This is a genomic window from Pseudomonas sp. DCB_BI, from assembly GCF_026240995.1.
Taxonomy (GTDB): Bacteria; Pseudomonadota; Gammaproteobacteria; order Pseudomonadales; family Pseudomonadaceae; genus Aquipseudomonas.
Genome location: NZ_JAPFCG010000005.1, coordinates 22,042 through 46,814 on the forward strand (window position 1 = coordinate 22,042; position 24,773 = coordinate 46,814).

General features: G+C 62.2%; 25 protein-coding genes. 19 read left to right on the forward strand and 6 right to left on the reverse strand.

Going from position 1 to position 24,773, the window contains the following annotated elements; translation table 11 throughout:
* Positions 1–87 precede the first annotated feature (87 nt).
* The 5 genes from pqqA (at position 88) to OO258_RS06975 (ending at position 4,558) form a co-directional block, all read left to right on the forward strand.
* Positions 88–159, forward strand: coding sequence for a pyrroloquinoline quinone precursor peptide PqqA (gene pqqA, locus OO258_RS06955; RefSeq protein ID WP_003243383.1), 72 nt, complete (start codon positions 88–90; stop codon positions 157–159).
* Between the two features lie 51 nt (positions 160–210).
* Complete coding sequence (gene pqqD, locus OO258_RS06960; RefSeq protein ID WP_266029393.1) at positions 211–483, forward strand: pyrroloquinoline quinone biosynthesis peptide chaperone PqqD; 273 nt, start codon at positions 211–213, stop codon at positions 481–483.
* An 89-nt stretch (positions 484–572) separates the two neighbouring features.
* Positions 573–1,736 carry an alcohol dehydrogenase-like regulatory protein ErcA gene (gene ercA / locus OO258_RS06965; protein ID WP_266029395.1) on the forward strand — a complete coding sequence of 388 codons (1,164 nt, stop codon included), beginning with the start codon at positions 573–575 and terminating at the stop codon, positions 1,734–1,736.
* Positions 1,720–3,384, forward strand: coding sequence for a NahK/ErcS family hybrid sensor histidine kinase/response regulator (locus OO258_RS06970; RefSeq protein ID WP_266029397.1), 1,665 nt, complete (start codon positions 1,720–1,722; stop codon positions 3,382–3,384). The genes ercA and OO258_RS06970 overlap by 17 nt, the downstream gene beginning before the upstream one ends.
* A gap of 559 nt (positions 3,385–3,943) precedes the next feature.
* On the forward strand, positions 3,944–4,558 hold the full coding sequence (locus OO258_RS06975; protein WP_266029652.1) for a hypothetical protein: 615 nt from the start codon (positions 3,944–3,946) through the stop codon (positions 4,556–4,558).
* A 113-nt stretch (positions 4,559–4,671) separates the two neighbouring features.
* Here the strand turns inward: OO258_RS06975 and OO258_RS06980 are convergent, their stop codons facing one another.
* Both OO258_RS06980 and OO258_RS06985 read right to left on the reverse strand, forming a co-directional pair.
* On the reverse strand, positions 4,672–5,706 hold the full coding sequence (locus OO258_RS06980) for a methionine synthase (protein ID WP_266029399.1): 1,035 nt from the start codon (positions 5,704–5,706) through the stop codon (positions 4,672–4,674).
* 26 nt (positions 5,707–5,732) lie between these two features.
* Positions 5,733–6,716, reverse strand: a complete 984-nt coding sequence (locus OO258_RS06985) for a DUF1852 domain-containing protein (protein WP_266029401.1) — start codon at positions 6,714–6,716, stop codon at positions 5,733–5,735.
* 396 nt (positions 6,717–7,112) lie between these two features.
* Here OO258_RS06985 and OO258_RS06990 point away from each other — a divergent pair, with 396 nt between their 5' ends.
* The 3 genes from OO258_RS06990 to OO258_RS07000 all read left to right on the forward strand — a co-directional run bounded on the left by OO258_RS06990 (position 7,113) and on the right by OO258_RS07000 (position 8,884).
* Complete coding sequence (locus OO258_RS06990; protein WP_177410701.1) at positions 7,113–7,253, forward strand: hypothetical protein; 141 nt, start codon at positions 7,113–7,115, stop codon at positions 7,251–7,253.
* A gap of 103 nt (positions 7,254–7,356) precedes the next feature.
* Positions 7,357–7,857 (forward strand): peroxiredoxin, encoded by a 501-nt coding sequence (locus OO258_RS06995; protein ID WP_266029403.1) that lies wholly within the window; start codon positions 7,357–7,359, stop codon positions 7,855–7,857.
* An 88-nt stretch (positions 7,858–7,945) separates the two neighbouring features.
* On the forward strand, positions 7,946–8,884 hold the full coding sequence (locus OO258_RS07000; protein ID WP_266029406.1) for a LysR family transcriptional regulator: 939 nt from the start codon (positions 7,946–7,948) through the stop codon (positions 8,882–8,884).
* Here OO258_RS07000 and OO258_RS07005 read toward each other — a convergent pair.
* Complete coding sequence (locus OO258_RS07005) at positions 8,861–9,991, reverse strand: porin (RefSeq protein ID WP_266029408.1); 1,131 nt, start codon at positions 9,989–9,991, stop codon at positions 8,861–8,863. The two genes, OO258_RS07000 and OO258_RS07005, sit on opposite strands and share 24 nt — an antisense overlap.
* A 372-nt stretch (positions 9,992–10,363) precedes the next feature.
* On the opposite strand from OO258_RS07005, the gene OO258_RS07010 reads away from it, so the two are divergent.
* The 3 genes from OO258_RS07010 (at position 10,364) to OO258_RS07020 (ending at position 13,442) form a co-directional block, all read left to right on the forward strand.
* Positions 10,364–11,665, forward strand: coding sequence for an MFS transporter (locus OO258_RS07010; RefSeq protein ID WP_266029410.1), 1,302 nt, complete (start codon positions 10,364–10,366; stop codon positions 11,663–11,665).
* 1 nt (position 11,666) lies between these two features.
* A complete protein-coding gene (locus OO258_RS07015) occupies positions 11,667–12,890 on the forward strand; it encodes a M20 aminoacylase family protein (RefSeq protein WP_266029412.1) in 1,224 nt (407 codons plus the stop codon).
* 114 nt (positions 12,891–13,004) lie between these two features.
* Complete coding sequence (locus OO258_RS07020) at positions 13,005–13,442, forward strand: MerR family transcriptional regulator (protein WP_266029414.1); 438 nt, start codon at positions 13,005–13,007, stop codon at positions 13,440–13,442.
* Between the two features lie 93 nt (positions 13,443–13,535).
* Here OO258_RS07020 and OO258_RS07025 read toward each other — a convergent pair whose 3' ends face one another.
* The 3 genes from OO258_RS07025 to OO258_RS07035 form a co-directional block, all read right to left on the reverse strand.
* Entirely contained in the window at positions 13,536–15,056 is a 1,521-nt protein-coding gene (locus OO258_RS07025; RefSeq protein WP_266029417.1) for an NCS1 family nucleobase:cation symporter-1, read from the reverse strand.
* A gap of 199 nt (positions 15,057–15,255) precedes the next feature.
* Positions 15,256–17,013, reverse strand: coding sequence for an OPT/YSL family transporter (locus OO258_RS07030; protein WP_266029419.1), 1,758 nt, complete (start codon positions 17,011–17,013; stop codon positions 15,256–15,258).
* 280 nt (positions 17,014–17,293) lie between these two features.
* Positions 17,294–17,599, reverse strand: a complete 306-nt coding sequence (locus OO258_RS07035) for a hypothetical protein (protein ID WP_266029421.1) — start codon at positions 17,597–17,599, stop codon at positions 17,294–17,296.
* A 272-nt stretch (positions 17,600–17,871) separates the two neighbouring features.
* On the opposite strand from OO258_RS07035, the gene OO258_RS07040 reads away from it, so the two are divergent.
* From OO258_RS07040 to OO258_RS07075, 8 genes are all read left to right on the forward strand, one after another.
* Complete coding sequence (locus OO258_RS07040; protein ID WP_266029423.1) at positions 17,872–18,549, forward strand: thermostable hemolysin; 678 nt, start codon at positions 17,872–17,874, stop codon at positions 18,547–18,549.
* On the forward strand, positions 18,539–20,002 hold the full coding sequence (locus tag OO258_RS07045) for an AMP-binding protein (protein WP_266029424.1): 1,464 nt from the start codon (positions 18,539–18,541) through the stop codon (positions 20,000–20,002). The genes OO258_RS07040 and OO258_RS07045 overlap by 11 nt, the downstream gene beginning before the upstream one ends.
* Positions 20,003–20,010: 8 nt before the next feature.
* Entirely contained in the window at positions 20,011–20,691 is a 681-nt protein-coding gene (locus OO258_RS07050; protein ID WP_266029425.1) for a TenA family transcriptional regulator, read from the forward strand.
* The gene (locus OO258_RS07055; protein WP_110743051.1) at positions 20,678–21,484 is read left to right on the forward strand and encodes an SDR family oxidoreductase; all 807 of its coding nucleotides are present in this window, start codon (positions 20,678–20,680) and stop codon (positions 21,482–21,484) included. Before OO258_RS07050 ends, OO258_RS07055 begins: the two co-directional genes overlap by 14 nt.
* On the forward strand, positions 21,481–22,122 hold the full coding sequence (locus OO258_RS07060; protein ID WP_266029428.1) for a tetratricopeptide repeat protein: 642 nt from the start codon (positions 21,481–21,483) through the stop codon (positions 22,120–22,122). Before OO258_RS07055 ends, OO258_RS07060 begins: the two co-directional genes overlap by 4 nt.
* A 2-nt stretch (positions 22,123–22,124) precedes the next feature.
* The gene (locus OO258_RS07065) at positions 22,125–22,787 is read left to right on the forward strand and encodes a response regulator (RefSeq protein ID WP_110743049.1); all 663 of its coding nucleotides are present in this window, start codon (positions 22,125–22,127) and stop codon (positions 22,785–22,787) included.
* A complete protein-coding gene (locus OO258_RS07070; protein WP_266029430.1) occupies positions 22,784–24,148 on the forward strand; it encodes a sensor histidine kinase in 1,365 nt (454 codons plus the stop codon). Before OO258_RS07065 ends, OO258_RS07070 begins: the two co-directional genes overlap by 4 nt.
* 83 nt (positions 24,149–24,231) lie before the next feature.
* Entirely contained in the window at positions 24,232–24,771 is a 540-nt protein-coding gene (locus tag OO258_RS07075) for a chalcone isomerase family protein (protein WP_110743047.1), read from the forward strand.
* Positions 24,772–24,773 lie beyond the last annotated feature (2 nt).

The window sequence follows — 24,773 nt, forward strand, 5'->3', positions numbered from 1 at the left end:
CGTTCCAAAGTAGCATTCGCCCCAGTTCCCCCACGTGCATTAATGCTTCTACCGGAATCCTCCGGCACAAGAAGAGGACTAGCCCCTATGTGGACCAAACCCGCCTACACCGACCTGCGCATTGGCTTCGAAGTGACGATGTACTTCGCCAATCGCTGATGCCCCTCCGGCCATCCTTGCGATGGCCGGATCTTCAAACCGGATGTCCCTGTGAACTTGATCGATCGCCAGCAGGCCTTGGCCCTGGGCAAAGGCCTGCGCCTGCACTGGGAGCCTTTGCAGGCGCGTCATGTGCTGCTGTACCCCGGCGGCATCATCGAGCTCAACCCCAGTGCCGGCTGGGTACTGGAGCTGCTGGATGGCCAGCGTAGCGTGGCAATGATCATCGACCGCCTGGCGCAGCGTTTCCCGGGCGTACCCGGCCTTGACGAGGACGTCCTGGCGTTCCTGGAGGTGGCCCGCGCCAAGGCGTGGATCGAATGAGCGCTTGCCCCGCTTTGGTCTGGTTGCTTTCGCTGCGGGATGCTTTACGCTGGCGGTTACCTTCCAGAACAATAAAAACAGGCTTTACGATGAGCCAGAGTTTCAGCCCGCTTCGCAAGTTCGTTTCGCCTGAAATCATCTTTGGTGCCGGCTGCCGACACAATGTTGCCAACTACGCCAAGACCTTCGGTGCGCGCAAGGTCCTGGTAGTCAGCGACCCCGGCGTGATCGCTGCTGGCTGGGTGGCCGACGTCGAGGCCAGCCTGCAGGGGCAGGGTATCGACTATTGCCTTTACACTGCCGTATCACCCAACCCGCGGGTCGAGGAGGTGATGCTCGGCGCCGAGATCTATCGGCAGAACCACTGCGATGTGATCGTCGCTGTGGGCGGGGGCAGCCCGATGGATTGCGGCAAGGCCATCGGCATCGTGGTCGCCCACGGGCGTAGCATCCTCGAGTTCGAAGGCGTGGACATGATCCGCGTGCCGAGCCCGCCGCTGATCCTGATCCCGACCACCGCCGGCACCTCGGCCGACGTGTCGCAATTCGTGATCATTTCCAACCAGCAGGAACGCATGAAGTTCTCCATCGTCAGCAAGGCGGTGGTGCCGGACGTGTCGCTGATCGACCCGCAAACCACCCTGAGCATGGACCCGTTCCTGTCGGCGTGTACCGGCATCGATGCGCTGGTGCACGCCATCGAGGCCTTTGTGTCCACCGGCCACGGCCCGCTGACCGACCCCCATGCGCTGGAAGCCATGCGCCTGATCAACGGCAACCTGGTGGAGATGATCGCCAACCCCCACGATATCGCCCTGCGCGAGAAGATCATGCTCGGCAGCATGCAGGCGGGGCTGGCGTTTTCCAACGCGATCCTCGGCGCGGTGCACGCCATGTCGCACAGCCTGGGCGGGTTCCTCGACCTGCCGCATGGCTTGTGCAACGCGGTGCTGGTGGAGCATGTGGTGGCGTTCAACTACAGCTCGGCGCCGGAGCGTTTCAAGGTGATTGCCGAAGTGTTCGGCATTGACTGCCGTGGGCTCAACCACCGGCAGATCTGCGGGCGCCTGGTGGAGCACCTGATTGCCCTGAAACATGCCATCGGCTTCCATGAAACCTTGGGCCTGCATGGGGTGCGCACGTCCGATATTCCGTTCTTGTCGCAACATGCGATGGATGACCCGTGCATCCTCACCAACCCCCGCGCGTCCAGCCAGCGGGATGTCGAGGTGGTCTATGGCGAGGCCCTCTGACGACCAGCAACGGGCGCTGGCCGGGCTGCTGGGGCTGGGTGATCACTCGGCGCGCAAAAGCCATTACCCGGAACTGTCCGCACGCCTGGATGAACTGGAGGCCGAGCGCAACCGCTATAAATGGCTGTTCGAAAACGCCGTGCACGGGATTTTCCAGGCCAGCCTGCAAGACGGCATGCGTGCCGCCAACCCGGCACTGGCACGCATGCTGGGCTACGACGACCCGCAGGAAGTGCTGTTTTCGCTGACTGACCTGGCCGCTCACTTGTTCGACGGCGGTGCCCAGGAGCTGCACGCCATCACGGCGATCCTCGCCCGTGAGCATAGCCTGCATGGCTATGAAACCCGCTTGCGGCGCAAGGACGGCAGTTACCTCGATGTGCTGATGAACCTGTTGCTCAAGCCCGGCCAGGAAGGCCTGGTGGAAGGCTTTGTCGCCGACATCACTGAGCGCAAGCAGGCGCAGCAGCGCTTGCAACAACTCAATGACGAACTGGAGCAACGGGTCGCTGCGCGAACGGACGAATTGCTCGAGGCGCGCGATGCCGCCGAAGCCGCCAACCGAAGCAAGGACAAATACCTCGCGGCCGCCAGCCACGACCTGCTGCAACCATTGAATGCCGCCCGCCTGCTGATCTCGACCTTGCGTGAACGGCCCTTGCCAGACGCCGAGCACATATTGGTGGAGCGTACCCACCAGGCCCTGGAGGGTGCCGAGGACTTGCTGACCGACCTGCTGGACATTTCCCGACTCGACCAGGCCGCGGTCAAGCCGGATGTGGCGGTGTACCGCCTCGACGAACTGTACGCGCCCTTGGTCTCGGAGTTTCGTTCCGTGGCCGACGCGGCAGGCCTGAAGCTGCATGCGCGCATTGGCGACTACGCCATCAGCACTGACCTGCGGCTGCTGACGCGCATCTTGCGTAACTTCCTCAGCAACGCCTGCCGTTACACCGATCAGGGTCGGATCTTGCTAGGCGCCAGGCGCCGCGGCAAACACCTGCGCCTGGAGGTATGGGACACCGGGCGGGGCATTGCGCAGGACCGGTTGCAAGCCATCTTCCTCGAGTTCAACCAGTTGGACGTTGGCCGTGCGGCGGACCGCAAGGGCGTGGGCCTGGGCCTGGCGATCGTCGAGCGGATCGCCAAGATTCTCGGCTACCGGATCGAAGTGCGCTCGTGGCCGGGGCGTGGTTCGATGTTCAGCATCGAGGTGCCGATTGGCCAAGAAGTACCGCAGGCGGCACACCAGGCCGCGCCGCAGCCCAGCGCCGGCAACCCGCTGCCGGGCCGGCGCCTGCTGGTGCTGGACAACGAAGTGAGCATCCTCCAAAGCATGGGTGCGCTGCTGGGGCAGTGGGGGTGCGAGGTGGTTACGGCCACCGACCAGGCGGCGGCCATGCAGGCGCTCCAGGGGCGGGCACCGGAGTTGATCCTGGCCGACTTCCATCTCGATCACGGCGTGGTGGGTTGCGAGGTGGTGCGGCATTTACGCGAGCATTTTGCCACCCCGATACCGGCAGTCATCATCACTGCCGATCGCAGCGATCAATGCCGACAGGCCCTGCTGACACTTGGCGCACCCTTACTGAACAAACCGGTTAAACCAGGCAAATTGCGCGCGGTGTTGAGCCAGCTGTTGGGGTAAGTGCCATGGGGCAGGTTGGCGCTGTTCTTTCCGGGGCGGCGTTCTGTATGCAGCGGGTTAGAGCAATTTGTAGTCGCTGCCTGTTCTGGATCCAACTACCGACAAAAAATTACCCAATCGGTCAGCTTGCAAGAAGTTAGCAAACTAACTAACGCGACTTTAAATACCGCTGGTCGGTGGTTCTGTATGAAATATGAACGATTCGCTCGCTGGCGGCTCTTATTTGCCAGCAGGTGTGTTCCGCTGGAACTGCACTTTGCACACTCCCCAGAAAGTAAAGGATGTTCAACCTCATCTGCATCGCAGGGATGCACATGGGGCTTTTTTTTACCGTTGAAAGTGGAGTAATGCCCATGCCCAACCGAGGCTCATCCGGTTGAGCCGCTGTACGCCTAGGTAAAACAATCCGCTGTTCAAACTAACGATATGATTTGGCGTTTGCCGCTGCGATCAAGGGGTTCGCACGCCTGTCGCACGGCTATGGGGCGCTGATGTATTACGTGGAGAATTCGACGTGGAGTTTAATACAATTATTAGCCTGTTCGGGCAAAAAGAATCCATGGAACTGGTGCGGCTGTCGGTGATTTATGTTCATCTGTTGGCCTGTTGCATTGCCATCGGCCTGGTGTTTACCAGTGATGCCGAGATGGTCAGGGACTTATTGAAAGGCCACAAAAAGGCCGGCCATGACGGTCAGCACATGGCGCGGTTACAGAAGTCTGTGACCTATGCTTTGTTAGGGTTGTGGCTGACCGGCGCTGCCGTGATTGGTATTGACTACCTTGAGAAAGGCATGAACTATTTTGCCAATCCCAAACTTCACGCCAAGGTCATTATTGTCCTGTTGCTGACGTTCAATGGCCTGTTGTTGCACCGTTATGTCTTGCCTGCCTTGCTCAAGGCCGGTTCTTTGATCGACTTGAATATCGGCGTGCGCCTGTTCGCCCTGTTCTCCGGCGCCCTGTCGGGTGTTTCCTGGTTGTACGCAGCGATGCTGGGGGTTGGCCGGCCGCTGGCCTGGAAGTATTCGCTGACCGAGTTGTTGCTGGCCTATCCGGTCATGATCCTGCTGGGCTTTGCCCTGATGGCAGCCCTGACCCAGTGGGCACGTCAACGCGCCCAAGCCCAAGAAACCCAAGCACCGGCATGGCCGCTGGCGGGTATCCCTTGCTGAATGCGTGAACCCAAGCGTGAAAGCTCATACGCTGCGAACCGGTCGCCTGGTTCGCAGCGTGGTTGATGACGGGTGATGAATTGCACCGCCGACGTCTTGTGGCTGCGTTGCCTTCAGCGGCGGTTCGCCAACTCTGCGCGGACGATGGCTGCCCCTGCACTCAGCGCCTTGAGCTTGCCGCTGGCGACCCGGCGTGGCAGGGGCGCCATGCCGCAGTTGGTGCACGGGTAGAGTTTGTCGGCGTCGACAAACTGCAGGGCCTTGCGCAGGGTGTGGGCAACTTCCTCGGGTGTTTCGATGCCATGGCTGGCGACGTCAATGGCGCCGACCATGACTTTCTTGCCACGAATCAGTTCAAGCAGGTCCATCGGCACCTGTGAGTTGTGGCACTCCAGCGAAATGATGTCGATGCTGGATCGCTGCAACCTGGGGAAGGCCTCTTCGTATTGCCGCCACTCCGAGCCCAAGGTCTTTTTCCAGTCGGTATTGGCCTTGATGCCGTAGCCGTAACAGATGTGCACGGCCGTTTCGCACTTGAGGCCTTGAATGGCCCGTTCCAGGGTAGCCACGCCCCAGTCATTCACTTCGTCAAAGAACACATTGAAGGCGGGTTCGTCGAACTGGATGATATCGACGCCGGCCGCTTCCAGTTCCAGGGCTTCCTGATTGAGTATCTTGGCGAATTCCCAAGCGAGCTTTTCCCGGCTCTTGTAATGGCTGTCATACAACGTGTCGATCATGGTCATGGGGCCGGGCAGCGCCCACTTTATCGGCTGGGTGGTTTGCTGCCGAAGGAACCGCGCATCTTCGACAAACACCGGTTTTTCGCGGGCGACAGCGCCGACTACCGTCGGGACGCTGGCATCGTAGCGGTCGCGAATTCGGACTGTTTCACGCTTGGCGAAATCTACCCCGGCAAGGTGCTCGATAAACGTGGTGACGAAATGCTGACGTGTCTGCTCGCCGTCACTGACGATATCGATGCCGGCGTGCTGTTGTTCTTGCAGGGCCAGGCGCAAGGCATCCTGTTTGCCTTCGATCAATTGCGCATGCTGCAACTTCCAGGGTGACCAGAGTGTTTCCGGTTCGGCCAGCCAGGAAGGTTTGGGCAAGCTGCCGGCAGTGGAGGTGGGAAGCAGGGTGTTCATCAACGGTAACCTTGTACGTGAAGTGATCAGCGGGCGTATCGAGCGGACCATTGCTCGAGCGTGGCCTGGTACGGTTTGACAAATTGCTCTTGGGCAAACTTGCCCTGTTCGATCGCCAGGCGGCTGCGTTCCTCGCGATCGTAAACAATGCGCGTGAGGGAATAGTCCTGGTGTTTCAGGCTGGGCTGGTAGGACTTTCCGGCTGCCGAGTTGGCGTTGTAGATCTCGGGGCGATAGATTTTCTGAAAGGTATCCATGGTGCTGATGGTGCTGATCAGCTCAAGGTTGCTGTAGTCGGCCAGCAGGTCACCGGCAAAGTAAAAGGCCAATGGCGCCACACTGTTCGGCGGCATGAAATAGCGCACCTTCAGGCCCATCTTGTTGAAGTAGTCGTCCGTCAGCGAGTAGGCGTCCTGCAGGTATTCAGCGCCCAGGACCGGGTGCTGGTTTTCGGTGCGGTGGTAGGTCCTGCTGCTGGACACGCTCAGGCAGATGACCGGTGGTTTGTTGAAGTGCTGCTTGTAGGTTGGCGAGTTGATGAAGCACTTGAACAGGTTGCCATGCAGCTCGCCAAAGTTCTCAGGTGTGCTGAAAGTTGGCCGACCCTTGTTGTGTTCCAGCAACAGGACGCTGAAGTCGTAGTCGCGGACGTACGAGGAGAAGTTGTTACCGACCATACCCTCGAGGCGGGTGTCGGTCTTGTGGTCGACAATATGGGTCTTCAAGATCTCGATCAGCGGCAGGGCGCTACCGTGCTGCTCGGCACCCAGACGCAGTGCGACCGAAATGATGTCCAGCTCAACGCTGTAGCGATCGTTGTCGGCATTGTCCCAGTGCGCCAGGGCGTTGAAACGGTTGTCGATCATCTTCAGGGTGTTGCGCAGGTTTTTCCGGCGATTCGAACCCCGCGCCAGGTTGGCGAAATTGGTGGTGATGCGGGTGTTTTCGCCGGGGTGGTAGTGCTCATCGAAAGGGGTGCGCGTGACGATGAATGTCGGTGCTTCGTTCATGTGTTCGGTGTCCTGATACCTGCGCCGAGATGCTTCATTGCTGCGAGGCGGCATGCGCAAGGCTGAAGGCTCGGTCGTCTGTTGTCCGTGATCGAGGCCTATTCTAGGCAGGGTCAGTGCATGAATGAAATTGAAGATGATTCAGAAAACATTTAGTTTTCCTCATGAAGCCTTCGCGAATTATTTCCTGATAAAAGGGAGGGAATTTTGAGTTGGCATGAATATCTCATGTCAAACGAGAGCCATTACGGGCTCATGCGTTCGTACCCACCTCCCATGGAAGAACAATAAAAGGGGGCTTACATGAGTTGTCTGATCTGTGCAGGGCAGGCGGAATCCGTTGAGTGCACCCTTGGATGGGAAGAGCGGCGTTGTGCCCGATGCGGGTGTTACCGAATGTCCCAATCGCTCATCCTGGTGATGATGGAGGAAGGGCAGATTTTCGATACCGAGCGCATGCGCGCATGGCTGGCGGTTACCCGTGGTCAGGTGCCTGTTCCCGCCATCGACCATGACCAGGCGATTCTGCTGCTGTGAATTGCAGGCTGGTGCAGCGGTTCTGGCGAGAGCGTTGTGTACCTGCCTTGGTGACCTGCGGCATCATGTGACGCTCGGCCATCAACTTACCCAGGATACCGCGATGATCAAAGTTGGCGATCAGCTGCCCGACGTCACCCTTTACCAGTACAACAACGACGCGGGGGCCTGCGCGATCGGGCCCAGGGCCTTTTCCATCCGCGAGCGTTGCAAGCAGAAAAAAGTACTGATTTTCGGTTTGCCGGGAGCGTTCACGCCTACTTGTTCCGAACGCCACGTCCCCGGTTATGTCGCTGCGGCGCAAGCGTTGTCGGCAGCTGGCATTGACGAAATCCTCTGTGTCTCGGTGAACGACGCCTTTGTCATGAACGCCTGGGGCAACAGCCTGCAGGTAGCCGATGCAGTGGGCATGATTGGCGACGGCAATGGCGATTTCAGCGACGCGTTGGGGCTGCTCCAGGACCTTTCTGCGCGCGGTATGGGCCGCCGTTCGCTGCGCTATGCGATGGTGGTCGACGATCAGGTGGTCACCTACGTTGCGCTCGAAGCACCTGGCAAGTTCGAAGTCAGTGATGCGGCGAGCCTGCTGGCAGCATTGCGCTAGCTGCACGTCCCCGGCCCTTGCACCCAGGCCGTGTCGGGCCACCGAAGCCCATTTCGAACCGCCCCCGCTAAGAATAAGGTACAGACGGTTGAAACTTCACCAACTCCGGGCGCTGGTCGCCATCCATAACGCAGGCAGTATCCTCGAAGCTTCCAAGCTCATGCACATTACCCAGCCGGCGCTGAGCCGCTCGATCAAGGAGCTGGAACGGGAAGTAGGCTTTAGCTTGTTGCAGCGCTCGCACAAGGGCATGGCCCTTACCGAGGAGGGCAAGCGGGTGATCCGCCATGCCAACCTGGTGGTGGAGAGCATACGCCGCCTGCAGATCGAAGCCGCAAGCATCCAGGATGCGGCCTTGGGGGCGGTTACGATCGGCGTCACCGCGCTGACGGCGATGCTGGACGGTGTCGATGAAAGCATCCTGGCCTTTCGGCGCAAGTACCCGCGCGTGAAGTTGACCATCACCGACCTGCGGCCCAGCCAGATCCTGCAGCGCCTGCGCGACGGCAGCCTGGACTTTGCCATTACCTCGCAGCAACCGCTGAGCCGGCTGAGCCTGGATTGGGAAGCCCTGGGCAGTATCAAGGGCCGGGTGATCTGCCATGCATCGAACCAGCACAAGTTCGCCAAATCGCTGCGGACCTTGCAGTACGGGCACTGGATCAGCCTGGACGAGCTGTCCGACCAGGCTTCGCAATTTCACCAGCTGTTCGAGGCCAACGGCCTGCGGGTCCCGCAGAACACCGTTGAGTGCACGTCGATCATGATGGCGCTCAAGCTGTTGAAGAATACCGAGTCGTTGATGACCATCAGCGAGCTGGCGGTAGACCAGGGGTTCACCTTCGGCCTCGATTCGCAGTACGTGGCCATGGCGGTGCAGGAGTTGATTCCGGACTATCCGATCAACCTGGTCTGCATAGACCGCCACAGCCTCACGGCACCTGCCCAGGAGTTGTTCCACAGCTTGCGCGGGCAGGTGCTGAGGCAAACCCGCGCGGTCGCCTCAGAAGTGGTAGTACATGCCTAGCGCGAGGTTGGTTGGGTTGTCGCCCACCTGGTCCAACGGGGTGCCGGCGTAGGTGACCGACGATGCCCGCTGGTTGGCGATCATGCCCAGCCGGCCATACACGGCCCAGCGCGGGGTAATGAAGTGGTCATAGCCGATCATTACCCCGAATGCGTCCTTGTCGTCGGCCGTGACCTGGCGTTGCATCAGCGCCAGGCGTAGCACGTCCAGCTCACCGACCGGGGCCATTACACCGAAGGTGTACAGCGTGGTGCTGGGCGTGCCAGCCTGGTCCACGTCCTGGCGTTGCCAGGTCAGGCTGGTAGCCAGCGGGCCGAAGTCGTAGAACGCCGACAGGCTCTTGAAGTGGTTGGCGGTCTGGCGTGACCTGCCGTTGTCGTCCCACGGGTCGCTGTAGTACAGGTTGTACGAGGCCAGCAGCATCACCCGGCTGTTGCGGTACTGCAGCTTTGCACCACCGCCGCGTACGGTGCGCCCCTGGCTTGCCACGTCGTCGAAGCCGAAGGTTAAGGCAGTTCCCAGGCTGAACCCATTGAGATTCGGGCTGCTGTAGGCCAGGGTGTGCTTGGGGCGCAGGTCGAGGTAATAGGCCCCTTTGCCGGCGGCGGGTATGGCCAGGTAGGTGTAGGGCGAGCCGTAGGTTGCCAGGAACGGGTCAGCGTAGGTTGGCGTGCTCATGCCGTAGGTCTTGCCGAACTCCAGCTTGCCCAGGGTCCGGGAGCGCAGGGCGACTGTCGCCAGGCGCAGGGTGCCTATGTTGTCCCAGGTGCCGTCCAGGGCCTCGCCGTTGAGGTTGAAGCCCTCTTCGACATCCAGTTCCAGTGCTGTATCGGGGTTCAGCGCCTTGCGTGCATAGAGGCCGAGTTTGTTGGTCCAGGCGCCGCCGCCGGCCAGTTTGAAACCCGAGTGGTGCTGCGAATCGTGGTAGCTGGCAAAGGCATCCAGGGTACCGTAGACCTTCAGTTTGTCATCGAACCCGTAGTCCACGCCGTAATAGCCGAACCCCGAGGCAATCCGGTTTAGGGTGGGGAAGCCCTCGGCCTGCGCCTGCGCGGCAAGGCAAGCCCCTTGGATCATCAACAGCAACGACGTAGTGCGAGTAATCATTCACGACTCCAGGCCAGCACGGTGATGTGGTGGCTGTAGCGTCGGTGAACTCCACGTTGCAGCGTGATTGCCTATTCGGCCCGACCATGCCGTTTGGTTAATCGGGGGCCTGCGCGGCAATCGGACTGGCAACCATGACTGTTCCAGACAGGCTGCGCGCTTGCCGCAAGGTGCCTTGTGGCTGTGGATCTGTGAGCAATTACGGGGCAGGCCGCAGAGGCATGGCGAACCGTGCGCCAGTTCAGGGCAAATTGGCCAGCGGCCGCATCGGTCAATTAACCACTGGTTAGCCATATGCCGAAACTGCAAGTGTGTTGAAGGCCTGATTGGCCGATATTCGCTGCATGCCGCGATTTGCCAACGGAGATAACAATGACCAGACCGCTACCTGCACCGCCGATCCTGCAGACGGGCACGCATTCGACCGCGCAAGCCTCTTCCTCCCGCAAGACCCTGATCGCCTGCTCGTTGGGCAACGCGCTGGAAATGTATGACTTCACGATCTACAGCTTTTTCGCTGTGCTGATCGGCAAGCATTTCTTCCCCTCCGACTCGCCGATGGCGTCGTTGCTGATGTCGCTGGCAACCTTCGGTGTCGGGTTCCTGATGCGCCCGGTCGGCGCGATGGTCATTGGCCGCTACGCCGACCGGCATGGGCGCAAGGCGGCATTGAGCCTGACCATCGGGCTGATGACCCTGGGTACCGCATTGATCGCGTTTGCCCCCACGTATTCGCAGATCGGCATTTTCGCCACGCTGTTGCTGGTGGCCGGGCGGCTTATCCAGGGCATGTCTGCCGGGGGGGAAATCGGTACCGCGTCGGTGTTCCTGATGGAGTCCAGTACGGTCGGCAAACGCTGCCAGAGCGTCAGCTGGCAGGCCGCCAGCCAAGGCTACGCCGCTTTGGTGGGGGCCGGCTTTGGCCTGGCCCTCAGCCAACTGCTCGACCCCGCTGCCCTGGACAGCTGGGGGTGGCGGATCCCGTTCATCTTCGGCCTGCTGATCGGCCCGGTCGGCTGGTACATTCGCACGCGCCTGCCGGAAACCCATGAAGCGGCGTCGGCACACCAGGCACAACAGGGGCTGGACGCCGAACTGATCAAGCGCATCGCCCAGGGCATCGGCCTTATGGCCAGTTCAACCATCGGCATGTACCTGTTCGTGTTCTACATGCCCACCTACCTGACCACAGCCTTGCACTATCCGCCAGGCAGCGCGATGGCGATTGCCTGTATCAGCAGCGGCTGCATGGCGCTCATCTGCCCGCTGGCGGGCAAGTTCGCCGACAAGTACCAGCTGCGCAAACGCCTGCTGGTGTGGACGGTTGCCACCCCGGTGGTGCTGACCCTGCCGGTGTTCTACCTGCTCGGCCATGTGCAGCACATGGCGCTGGCGATGATGTGCGTGGCGCTGCTGATCCTGCCGACCTGCATCGGTGCCGGTGCGTTCTTCGCACTGATCATGGAGGGTTTCCCGAAAGCCCGGCGCTCGTTCGGCACGTCGGTCAGCTACAGCCTGGGGGTGACCCTGTTCGGCGGTTTCTCGCCGCTGGTGGCAACCTGGCTGATCGCGGCGCTGGGCACTCCCTTGGCCCCGGCCTGGTTCCTGGTGGCTGGCGGCGTTGTCAGCCTGGCTTGCCTCAACTACTTCCCTGAAAACAAAGGATGCGAATGACATGGGTATTGTGCAGAGCAATCAACCTCGGCAGGCGATCGCCGAGCTGGACGAGTTCGTCATGCTGCGCCGGCAGATCCACGCAGCGCCCGAGTTGGGCGGTGAAACCCCGGACACCGCGGCCCTGGTCGCCGACAAGCTGCAGGCCTTGGGCTATGAAGTGCATCGCAATGTGGGCGGGCATGGTGTAGTCGGGGTGCTTAAAGTGGGCGACAGCCCGCGCAGCATCGGCTTGCGTGCCGACATGGACGCCCTGCCCATGAGTGAAAAGAACCCCTTCGCGCATGCCAGCAAGATCCCCGGCCGCATGCATGCCTGTGGTCATGACGGGCACACCGCTATTTTGCTGGCCGCTGCCGCACGGCTGGCGGCCACGCGTAACTTCAACGGCACCTTGAACCTGATCTTCCAGCCGGACGAAGAGGGCCTGGCCGGGGCCAAGGCGATGATCGACGACGATCTTTTCCAGCGCTTCCCGTGTGATTCGGTGTATGCGCTGCACAACATGCCCGGCATGCCAGTGGGTACCTGCGTGGTGCAGGCCGGGCCCACCATGGCGTCTTCGGAACGGGTCAGCGTGCGCATCACCGGCAAGGGCGGCCACGGTGCGATGCCGGAGCTCTCGGTCGACCCGGTGATGGCGTTGAACAGCCTGATCGGTGGCATCCAGACCATCAAGTCGCGCAACCTCAGCGTCGAGGAGTATGCGGTCATCAGCATCGGCATGATCCAGGCCGGTACCGTCTACAACATCATCCCCGACGAAGCCTGCATGCTGCTGAGCGTCCGCACCGATACGGCTGAGACCCAGCAGAAAATCAACAGCCGTATCGAAGCCCTGGCCAAAGGCCACGCCGAAAGCTTTGGCGTGCAGATTGATGTGGAATTCACCCAGCTGGCACCCGCGTTGTGCAACAGCGAACACGAAAGCGCATGGCTGCGTGAGAGTCTGCGGCCGTTATTTGCCGACGGTGCGCTGCTGGACAAGATGCCGAAGAAGGTGATGGGCACCGAGGACTTCGCCTACATGCTGCAGGCGCGGCCTGGCTGTTACTTCATGCTGGGCAACGGTACGGGCGAGTTCCATGGGTGCTCGGTGCATAATCCACACTACGACTTCAACGATGCGTTGGTGAAGATCGGTGCCGATTGCTGGGTGAAGTGGGTCGAAGATTACCTGCAGTCGGCCCCGTCCGGCCGTGGGCAGCCAGCACCGCAGCCGTAGACCTCGCAGCCCAGGTTGCAGCATCGCCTGAACGTCGGGCGCGAGTAATCGATAGGTTGTTCGCGCCTGCGGCGTTAAAGTGGGTTCAAGGTCGATGCTTCCTGAAGGTGCGGTATGAGGATTGGACAGCTAGCTAAAATCACGGGGCTTGCCCCATCGCGAATCCGTTTCTATGAGGCCAGCGGGCTGATTCAATCGGTCGAACGCAAGGCCAACGGCTACCGCGACTATTCAGAGGATGCGCTGTGGACCCTGGAGATGATCACCAGCGCCCAGGCTGCAGGGTTTTCCCTGGACGAGATCCGGCACCTGCTGCCGATGAGCGCTAACGGTTGGCGCCATGAACAGCTGCTGTCCGGGCTGAAGCGCAAGGTCGAGGAAATCGAGGCGTTGCAGGTACGCCTGGCGCGCAACAAGGCGCAGTTGCTGATGGTGATCGACGGCATTGAAAACAAGCCCGCCGACATGCCCTGCGGGGACAACAGCCAACGTGTGCTTGGCCGCCTGCGCGAAGGGCTTGTCTCGCACAAGCCCAACGCTATCGGGAAATGAACACGGCTTGGCCCGAGGCCGCCTATGCGCGGCCACGCACAGCCGGTGGCAGCCACCGCGCCAGCAGAGACGCGGCTGGCGCATGATGCCCCCTCAGTGGTGCGCGCTTTCCACCGCAATGCTTTCGCCACTGACCTCGAGGTAGCCGGCGTTGCGGTTGGCCAGGGCGTAATGGATCAGGCCGCCCAGGCCGGCGCCGAAGAACCAGGAGAACTGTGACAGCGTTTCGAACGCCGGTACCAGCGCCAGCACGATGGCGATCAGCGCCGCCGGGATGAATGCCGCTACGGCGCGCAAGTTGACCCCACCGTTGTAATGGTAGGTGGCCTGCTTGCTTTCGCTATACAGCTGCGGCAGGTTCACCCGGCTGCGGCGTACCAGGTAGTAGTCGGTGACGATGATGCCGTACAGCGGGCCGAGCAGGGCACCCAGGCCGCCGAGGAAGTACACGATCACCGACGGGCTGTTGTACAGGTGCCAAGGCAGGATCAGTACCGCAATGGACGCACTGAGCAGGCCGGCGCGGCGGAAGTTGAGCAGGTTCGGGGCCAGGTTGGTGAGCACGTAGGCCGGAGCAACGAAGTTGGCCATGATATTCACCGCCACGGTGACGATCAGGAACGCCAGGCACGCCAGCACCAGCCCGGCGGTGCTGGGAATGGCCGCGACGATCTCGGTCGGGCCCTGTACCAGCCTGCCGTCGATGCTGAACTGCGCGCCGGCCAGTACCACGGCAATCAGCGCGAACCCGAGCATGTTCACCGGCAGGCCCCAGAAGTTGCCCACGCTGATGGTGCGGCGGTCCGGGCAGTTGCGGGTGAAGTCGCAGAAGTTGAGGATCATGGTGCCGTACAGCGAAACCCACAGCGCAGCTGCACCGAACACCTTCAGCCACATGGCAGCGCCACTCGGGGCGTTGCCGCTGGACCAGGAAATCGACAGGCCGCTGCGCCAGTACATCCAGCCTGCCAAACCGGCGAAGGCGACCAGGATGATAGGCCCGGCGAAGGATTCGAAGCGGCGGACCATTTCCATGCCGTAGGCGAAGATCGCCACTTGCACGCACCAGATGCCGAGGAATGTGACCCAGCCCAGTGTCGACAGGCCGAGGATCGAGTTCTGATCGTACGCCGCGAGGTCTGGCGCGATGGCGGTGAGCAGGACACGCAATACGACCGAGGCGAGGTAGGTCTGGATGCCGAACCAGGCGATGGCGATCACCGCGCGGATCAGTGCCGGGATCTGTGCACCATGGATGCCGAAGCTGATCCGGCACATGACCGGGTAGGGCAGGCCGGTTTTCTGGCCCATGTAGCCAGAAAGGTTCATCAAGCCATAGATCACCAGCGCACCGAGGGCAAAGGCGGCAAGGATCTGCGCACCGCTCATGCCCAGGGCGAACAGGCCGATGGCGAAGGAGTAGTTGGCCATGTTGTGAACATCGTTGGTCCACAGCGCGAACAGGCTGTAGCGGCCCCAGGTTCGATTGGCCGCGCGGGTTGGGGCCAGGTCGGCGCTGTACAGGCGCGGGCTTAACGCCAGCTGAGCGGCCTCGGCCTCATCGGCGGGGCGAACATCAAGCTGGCTAACATCGGAACGCGAAATCGACGCCATCGGAACTCCATGATGGTTGTGTACTTTTATTCTTGGTATTTGTATACAAACAAGATTCGTACCAACCTTGGATTTCGGCGGTTTTCATGGCTGCCTGGCTTTGCTGCCCGCTTCTGTAGGGCTTGATGAGGGTGGGGCTGGGAATTTTGTGCACATTTCAGTGCGCGGTTGTTACCCGCTGCATCCGCACGATGCACCCCTAGAGCGCGCGCAGCATTTCCCAGAACGATGCCCCGACCCCCATGATGCTCTCACCGGCAATCAGCCCAGCGGCCGCTGTAATCGCAAACCGCTCGGCGATACTCGGCCAGCGGCAGCTGACCAGCCAGGTAAGGACTGCGCCCAGGCCCATCATCAGGCTGATCGACGCGGGCAGAATGAACGCCAGGCCCAGTGCGGCCGTACTTGGCAGCCAACGCGCCGCGCGCCGCGGCAGCAGGCTGTCCAGCGCGCCCAGTACGACGCCCACCGCACTGCCGGCAGCAATGGCCCAGCGCAGTTCGGGCGCCAGTGCACCAAGCCCCTGAGTCAGGGTTTCGGCCACTGCTTTCCAGGTCGCCACCGCCGGCGCGGGCCATTGCTCGGTGAGCAGCAGGGCCTTTGGGTCGGGTATCAGCACGAGGTAGACCAGCACGCCGACCACGCTGCCGATGAAAATCCCGATGCACTGTGCAATCAGCTGTTTGTGTGGCGTGGCGCCGATCGCCTGGCCGACCTTGAAGTCGTTCATCAGGTCGGTGGACTGCCCGGCCGCGCCGCCTGCGGTGTTGGCGCTCATCAGGTTGATTGCTACCTGGCCCGGGGCGACCAGGCCGAAGCCCAGCTGCGACAGTTTGCCGATAGCGCCGATCGGCGCGATGCCGGTGGCCCCGACCACGCGTGCGGCGACCACGGCAAGGCACACCGCCAGCGGAATGCTCAACAACGCCATCCACCCATCGATCCCGAACAGCAGCACCTGCAAGCTCACTACCAGTGCGCTGGCAACCAGCAACCCCGACGCCGGCCACGGTGACCACCGGCCCCTGGCCCGTGGTGCCTGGTTAGCCCGTCGGTCGTGGGGCGGTCGGCGGGTCACTTGCAGCAGACGCAGCGCAAGCGCTGTCAGGGTCGCACACACCATCAGGCTGACCCCCGGCCACAACAGCCATTCCACCAGCGCCGCGAACTGCGGGCCGCTGGCGTTGGGCGCCAGTACTACCAGGGCATGGTCGATCAGCCACGGTGCCAACCCACCCCACGCCAGCGCGGCCCCCAGCAGCAATGTCAGGCCCACGCGGATACCGATAATGCCGCCAAAGCCGATGAGCATCAGCGAGGGGTCGACAGTAAAGGTCAGGCGCTCAAGCGTGGGTGTGGGTGCCCAACGGGGTATTGCCCAGGCGAAACCGTCTACCCATTTCACCAGCCCTGACAACAACGCGGCGCTGCACAGCACCTTGATCCGCGTCATGGCCTCCTGGCCGTGATGGTAGATCTGCTGCAGCGTTTCCAGGGTCGCCATGCCCTCGGGGAACTTCAGGTCATGGTCGTTGAGCAAGGCGGGGCGCAGATACCAGGCGATCCAGATGCCCAGGAAGCTCACCGAGAAAACCCAGGCCATCATCGGCAGCGGATCCAGCTGATGACCGGTGAGCAGGGTATAGGCCGGGATCGGTGCCACCAGCCCGCCGGAAACGATGGAGGCTGCGGCCGAGGCCACGGTCTGGTTGATGTTGCTTTCATGCAGCGACCATGTGGGCCGGTGCTTGCTGCGCCCAGCGACGCCCTGCCACAGCGCGAAGCCCACCAGCAGGGCGATGATCGACATGTTGAAGGACCAGCCGATCTTCAGCCCTGCATAGACATTCGACGGCGTCAGCAAGATGCCCAGTACCGCGCCGGTCAGCACCGCTCGCGGGCTCAGTTCCCGTTCGACGCGAACTTCGGGGAGGGCAGTGGATGCAACGTGTTCCATGGCAATCCTTTGTGTCGCAAGCACTTTGCACAACTGAGCACTGACAGCCACGAAGGTTCCGTGCTGCTTCGGCAGCGACTTCGGTTATAGCGCCTGGATGCAGCTGTCTTTGGACGCGGGACGCGGGATGAGTGCGGGGAGGGCCGGCCCCAGCATACGATAGGGCCGGCAAGGTTCTGCGGCGGGAGCAGCCGTGTGCTGCGAAGCAGTGGGCGCTAAGGCTGAAGCGGTGCTTTGCCAGTCACGACCCTTTCGCAGCAAGGCTGCTCAGTCAATGCAATCAGCGGTTCTTGTCCATGTCCTGCTGATCATCGCGGACCTGCTTGCCGCCCATCGAGCCTGTCTTGTCAGCCGTTTGCGTATCGCGGCTATTGTCGCCCGACTGGCCACCCTGGCGACCTTTGTCCTGGGACGCGTCCCAGTCCTTGTTCATCTTGTCTTCAGGCCGTTGCCCGGTTTGCTGGCCGCCTTGGTGCTTGCCAGCGTCGGCACCGCCTGATCCATGGCCTCCTTGCTGGCCGGCTTGGCCCATGTCAGGTTTGCCGGCACCGCCTTGATGGCCGCCTTTGTCTTGATTGTTCGCCATGATCGCTTACCTCAAGTCAAACACAGGAAGGTCTGTGTTCAGTTGTGACTTGGGAAAATTTCCGGGCGCTGCAAAAGTTTAGGGTTTTTCGGACGAGGCGCTTTAAGTAACAGGGTGCAAACCTTTAGTGGCTGAAAACCCAGGCCAACACCGGGCCTGCGCAACGGTGTCATTCGCTTCGCGAGCCGATACCGACTTTTTCAGGCAACTTCAGATTCCCTTCAGACTTGCCTCCGATACTCACCCTCACTAACCCAGTCGGGGGGAGTTTCATGACCCATACCCTGTGGAGCAGCCTGCTCCCATTGCCCATTGGCACCCACGCGGAGCATCACGCCTGTCTGTCCCTGCACCTGCAGGGCGAGCCCGGCCGTGATGAGCTCGAGCACTTCATTCACCGCTGTTTCGCTGATGTGCACCATGCCGATGTCCATCACTACCTGCCCGAGTTGCTGGCCCTGCGGGACAGCCACGGCCAACTGATTGCCGCAGCGGGAATACGCCCCGCCAGCAGCGGCCCGCTGTTTCTCGAGCGCTACCTGGACGTGCCACTGGAGAGTGCAATTTCGCACATCACCAGCCTGCCCTTGGGACGTGAATGCATGGTCGAGGTGGGCAACCTGGCGTCACTCAGTGCTGGCAGCGCGCGCATCATGATAACCGCCGTGACGTGGTTGCTTGCCAGGCGAGGGCTGCAGTGGGTGGCGTTCACCGGTGCCTCTACGTTGATCAACAGCTTCCAGCGCCTGGGGCTGGTACCCACCTTGCTCGCGCAGGCCGACCCGGCACGCCTGGGCGAACCTGCAGAGCAGTGGGGCAGCTATTACGCCCAACATCCGCAAGTGTTCGTTGGCGAAATCCATCACGGCTTCGACCTGCTGCGCACCGCAGGTGTGTTCCGCCGCCTTGGCTTTCCGGCGTTGGACGAGGAGGCCGGGCATGCCGCATGAACTTGAGCATTTCCGGCAGGTGTTGCTGGCGCACGGGCGTGAGCGGGGCGACGCCCCGGCGATAGAAGGGGCCACGGCCCGCTACAGCTACAAGCAACTGCTGGCTGAGGTTTGGCAGCGTGCCGAGGTGTTGAGCCAACGACCGGCCGGCGTGTTGCTATTGGGGCTGGATAACGGCCCCGAACTGCTGTTCTGGGACTTGGCGGCCCTGGTCTCGGGGCGCGCCTGCGTGACCGTGCCAGCATTCTTCAGCACAGCCCAGGTGCAGCATTGCATCGAACAGAGTGGCGCCAGCCTGGTGCTTTGCCCGCAGACCTGGGAGGGCATGCTCAGCCAACTGGGCTTTGTCGAACAGGACGGTTTCTGGGCCCGCGCAGTACAGCCCCCTGCCACGCTGCCTCAAGGTACCGCCAAGATCACCTACACCTCCGGCAGCACGGGCAGCCCCAAAGGCGTATGCCTGGGCGCGGATGCCGTGCTGCGGGTTGCCCATGAACTGGAACTGGCCAGCCGGCCCACGCAGCCCCAGCGCTACCTGGCGGTGCTCCCGCTGGGCGTATTGCTGGAAAACCTGGGTGTCTACGCCGCCTTGATGGCAGGGGCCAGCGTGTTGCTCTACCCACAGGCGCAGCTGGGCATGGGCGGTGCCAGCCAGGTTGATTTCAAGCGATTGCTGGGTGCCATCGCGCTCAGCAGCGCGCACAGCCTGATTCTGGTTCCACAGCTGCTGTTGGGCCTGGTGACGGCGATCGAGCGTGGGCTGACGCGCGTCGGCCCGCTGCGTTTTGTCGCGGTGGGCGGCGCACGGGTGGCACCCAGCCTGCTGGCGCGGGCCGAGGCCATCGGCTTGCCAGTGTTCGAAGGGTATGGGCTGTCGGAGTGTGCCTCGGTGGTGTCGCTCAACCGCCCCGGTGCGCTGCGCCGAGGCAGCGTTGGCCGGCCATTGCCCCATGTGCAGGTACGCATTGCCGAGGATGGCGAGGTGCTGGTTGCCGGCTCCCTGCTGCTTGGCTACCTGGGGGAGACGCCGACCAGGGAGGCCTGGTGGGCCACCGGCGACCTGGGTTTCTTCGATGATGAAGGCTACCTGCACCTGAACGGGCGCAAGAAACACCAGTTCATCACCAGCTTCGGGCGCAACGTCAACCCTGAATGGGTAGAGGCCGAGCTGACCCAGAGCGGGGTAATCGCCCAGGCGTTCGTCCACGGCGAAGGCCTGCCGCGCAACCTGGCATTGCTCTGGCCACTCGACCCCGGCGCCACGGACGCGGCCATCGAGCAAGCCGTGCAGCAATGCAATGCGCGCCTGCCCGACTACGCCAGGGTGCATGCCTGGCGACGATTACCCGCGCCGTTCACGGCAACCGGGCACACCCTGACTGCCAACGGCCGCCCACGACGTGAGGCGATCCTGCAGCGTTACCACTCTCTGTTGTCCGAAATCCCGTTATGAGGTCCGTCATGTCATTTTTCGATACGTTGCAGTTGCAAACCAGCCACGAACGCCAGGCTTTGTTCGCGGTGCCTGTGATTCGCGAGGCGCTGGCTGGCCAGGTCAGCCGCTCCAGCTATATCGCCTTCCTTACCCAGGCCTACCACCATGTACGCCACACCGTGCCGCTGATGATGGCTTGCGGCGCGCGCCTGCCCTCACGGCTGGAGTGGCTGCGTGGCGCGGTGTGCGAATACATCGATGAAGAATATGGCCACGAGCAGTGGATCCTCAACGATATCAAGGCCTGTGGCGGTGATTGGGAGGCGGTGCGGGATGGTCGGCCCGCCTTGCCGATCGAACTGATGGTTGCCTACCTGTACGACCTGATCGCCCGCGGCAACCCGGTCGGGTTGTTCGGCATGGTCAATGTGCTGGAAGGCACCAGCATTGCCTTGGCCACCCACGCTGCCGGTGCGATCCAGGGTAGCCTCGGGCTGCCCGACCAGGCATTCAGCTACCTCAGCTCCCACGGTGCGCTGGACCAGGACCACATGGTCACCTACAAGCGCCTGATGGACCGGCTGGAGGACGCGGATGATCAGCAGGCGGTGATTCGCGCCGCCAAGGTGGTGTACCCGCTGTATACCGCCATGTTCGAAGGCCTGCCTCGGGCGGAGCATACCGAGGTGCAGCATGCGCTTGTCTGAATCGGTGGTGGTGCTGACCGGTGCCAGCGGCGGCATCGGTCTGGAACTGGCCGGGCAACTGTGCGCGGCCGGCGCCCGGGTACTGGCGGTGAGCCGGCATCTGGGCAAGCTGGCAGGGCTGATGAACCGCTACCCGGATCGCTTGCGCTGGCAAACGGCCGACCTGCGCACCCAGGCGGGGCGTGATCAGGTCGTCAACCGCGCCCATGAGATGGGCGGGGTCAATGTGTTGATCAATGCTGCCGGAGTGAACCGCTTCGCTTTGCTCGACCAGCTGGACGAATATGCGCTGGACGAGTTGCTCGACATCAACATCAAGGCGCCTTTGCAACTGACCCGCGCCTGCCTGCCCATGCTGCGCGCGCAACCCAAGGCGCTGGTGGTGAATGTCGGCTCCACCTATGGCTCGATCGGCTACCCCGGTTATGCCACCTACTGCGCCAGCAAGTTTGCCCTGCGCGGTTTTTCCGAGGCGTTGCGCCGGGAGCTGGCCGACACCACGGTGAATGTGCTGTATGCCGCGCCTCGTGCTACCCGCACCAACATGAACAGCAGCGCCGCGACTGCACTCAACCAGGCCCTGAAGGTCGGCATGGACGACCCTGCCGATGTGGCCCGTGCCGTGCTCGTGGCGGTCCAGTCGGAACGCAACGAGCTGTACCTGGGGTGGCCGGAAAAGCTCTTCGTGCGCATCAACGGCATGCTGCCAGGGGTGGTCGACCGCGCCTTGCGCAAGCAACTGCCCGTCATTCGCCGCTACATTGGCGGCCATACCAAGGAGTCGAGCAAATGAAGCGCCTGGTCATTGTCAGCCTGCTGGCGTTCACCCCCTTCAGCTGGGCATTGGACCCGGCCGGCAACCAACAGCTGAGCAACCTGCAGCAGCGTTGGGCGCAGATCCAGTATCAGACACCGAAAGCGCAACGGGCAGATGCTTTTGAAAGGTTGTCTGGCGATGCGGCGGCATTCGTCAAGCAACACCCCGGCACGCCGGAGCCGTTGATCTGGGAGGGCATCATCAACAGCAGCTGGGCAGGTGCCGTTGGTGGCCTGGGCGCGCTGGGCAAGGTCAAGGCGGCCAAGGCCAGTCTGGAGCAAGCCCTGAAACTGGACCCTGATGCCCTGCAAGGCTCGGCCTACACCAGCCTTGGCACGCTCTATGACCAGGTCCCAGGCTGGCCGATAGGTTTTGGTGATGCCGACAAGGCCGACGAGCTGTTGCGCCAAGCCCTGAAGGTGAACCCTGACGGCATCGACAGCAACTACTTCTGGGCCGACCACCTGTACCGGCAAAAGCGCTACCCTGAAGCCACCGCGGCCTTGCACAAAGCCTTGCAGGCACCGCCGCGGCCGGGCCGTGAACTGGCGGACCAGGGCCGGCGCGCGGATATCGATGCTTTACTCAAGGCAATAAAGGACAAACAGGACTGAACATGCGGCTACTGCTGGTTGAGGACGATACCGCGTTGGGCGAGGGGATCTGCGATGGTTTGCGCCAGGAAGGGTATACGCTGGACTGGTTGCGAGACGGCCAGGATGGCTTGCATGCCCTGCAACTTGAAACGTTCGACCTGGCAATTCTGGACCTCGGCTTGCCGCGCCTGGATGGCATCGAGGTCCTACGGCGCGTGAGGGGCGCTGGCAATAGCCTGCCGGTGTTGATCCTCACCGCGCGGGATGCCCTGGATGATCGTATCGCCGGGCTGGATGCCGGCGCCGATGACTACCTGGTAAAACCGTTCGACCTGAACGAGCTGAAGGCGCGGTTGCGTGCCTTGCTCAGGCGTAGCGCCGGGCGTGCCAAGGTGTTGATCGAGCATGCGGGCGTCATGCTCGACCCCGCTACCCAGCAAGTGCACTACCAGGGGGTCGAAGTGACATTGACCCCAAAGGAGTACCGCTTGCTGCATGAGTTGCTGGCGCAGCCTGGCAAGGTGTTCACCCGTGAACGCCTGACCCAGCTGCTGTATGGCTGGGATGAGGAGCCCGAAAGCAATACCCTGGAAGTGCACATCTATCACCTGCGCAAAAAACTGTACAACGGCCTTATCCGTACAGTGCGAGGCATCGGTTACCTGGTCGAGGGCAAGGTATGAGCTCGCTGCGTCGACGCACGCTCTGGCGCGTGATGCTGTTGCTCCTGCTGGGTACCGGGCTGCTGACGCTGTACAACTACCACGACAGCCGCCATGAAATAAACGAGGTGTACGACGCCCACCTGGCACAGAACGCCCGCTTGCTGCTGGGGGTGATGAGCCTGCCGGTGCAAGGCGGCTCGCGTGAAGCCATGTACAAGGCATTCAACGATGCGTTGGCCCAGGCGGGCCATCACCGGGTGGGCCACCCCTACGAGAGCAAGCTGGCGTTCCAGGTGTGGGGCGAGGGTGGCGCTTTGCTGGTGCATACCCCGAGTGCACCGGCGCTTGCGGTGCCACCGAGCGAGCCGGGGTTCTACGATTTTTCCAGCGGCGACCGGCAATGGCGTGGCTTCGTCTTGCCGGTACCCGAGAAGCACTGGGTTATCTGGGTGGGCGAACGCGATGATGTTCGTTACGACTTGATCGACCGGATCGTGCGCCACACCCTGTTTCCGTTCTTGCTCGGCAGCCTGGCCTTGGTGCTGCTGGTATGGGTGGCGATCGGTTGGGGCTTGCGACCGTTGCAGAACATGGCCACGGTCATCCGCGCACGCCACGCCGATTCGCTCGAGCCCTTGCGCCTGGCGCCGTTGCCATCGGAGCTGGAGCCCATGCAGGCGGCCATCAACCGCCTGCTGGCGCAAATCGAGGACATGTTGCGGCGCGAGCACCGGTTCATCGCTGATGCGGCCCACGAAATGCGTACGCCGCTGGCGGTACTGCGCCTGCATGCGCAGAACGCGCTGGAGGCCAGCACCGAGGCCGAGCGGCACAAGGCACTGGGCTTTCTGATTGGGGGCGTCGACCGGCTGACCCGGGTGGTGAACCAATTGCTGACCCTGGCCCGGGTCGAACCTCGGCTGGGCCAGCAGGCAGCGGCCAAGGTCGACCTGGCCGAGGTGGTCACCGACACCCTGGCAGAGTTGACCCCGTGGATACTCGACCGCGGCCTCGAGCCGTCGCTGGACATTGGCGAAGGCGATCACCACTTGGCCATCGATGCCGGTGCGTTGGCCATTGCGCTGCAGAACCTGGTTTCCAACGCTGTAGAACACTCGCCGTCGGGAGGGCGCATCAGTGTGTCGCTCAGGCGCCTGGACAACCGTTTCGAGCTGATCGTCGAAGACGAGGGGCCGGGCATCCAGGCCTCGGAAGTCTCTCGGGTGTTCGAGCGTTTCTACAGCCGTAACAGCCCCAATGGCGCAGGGCTAGGATTGTCCATCGTCGCCACCATCATCGACCGCCTGGGCGGGCAGGTACACCTGCAGAATCGACCGAGCGGGGGCCTGGCTGCCACCTTGCGCTTGCCATTGACATGAGCGGTCAATCTATACATTTCTGGTGACAAACCTGTACAAGTTGATATTGTTGTACAGTATTTACCGCAGTCACCGAGGTCAGCATGGCGCACCCAGCCCGTTGGACTTGTCTGTGCTTGTTACTGACGGCCCTGTCTGCAACGGCGGCGGACTGGCGGTCGGACTTACCGTCGGCACAACGGCTGGGCGAAGGTGAGTTCAGCTGGTGGGGCTTACGCTTGTACACCGCCCGGTTATGGGCAATCGCGCCTGTGCAGGGCTGGGACCAACCGTTCGCGCTGGAGCTTCTGTACCACCGGTCACTGTCCAGGGACACGTTGGTGCAGGCCAGTCTCGCAGAAATGCGCAGGCTTGACCCGGCCAGTATGACTGCGCAACGCAGTGCGCAATGGACCGAGGCGCTGGAACGGGCATTCGTGGACGTACGCCCCGGTATGCGCATCACGGGCGTTTACCTGCCGGGCCAGGGGTGCCGCTTTTATGTTGGCAGCACGCTCAGCAGCGAAATCGCCGACCCTGTATTTGCCCGGGCATTCTTCGCCATCTGGCTTGGCCCGGATGCCAGGGACCCACAATTGCGTCGGCGCCTGCTGGGGCTGGCCGACACCGACGGAGGCCAGTGATC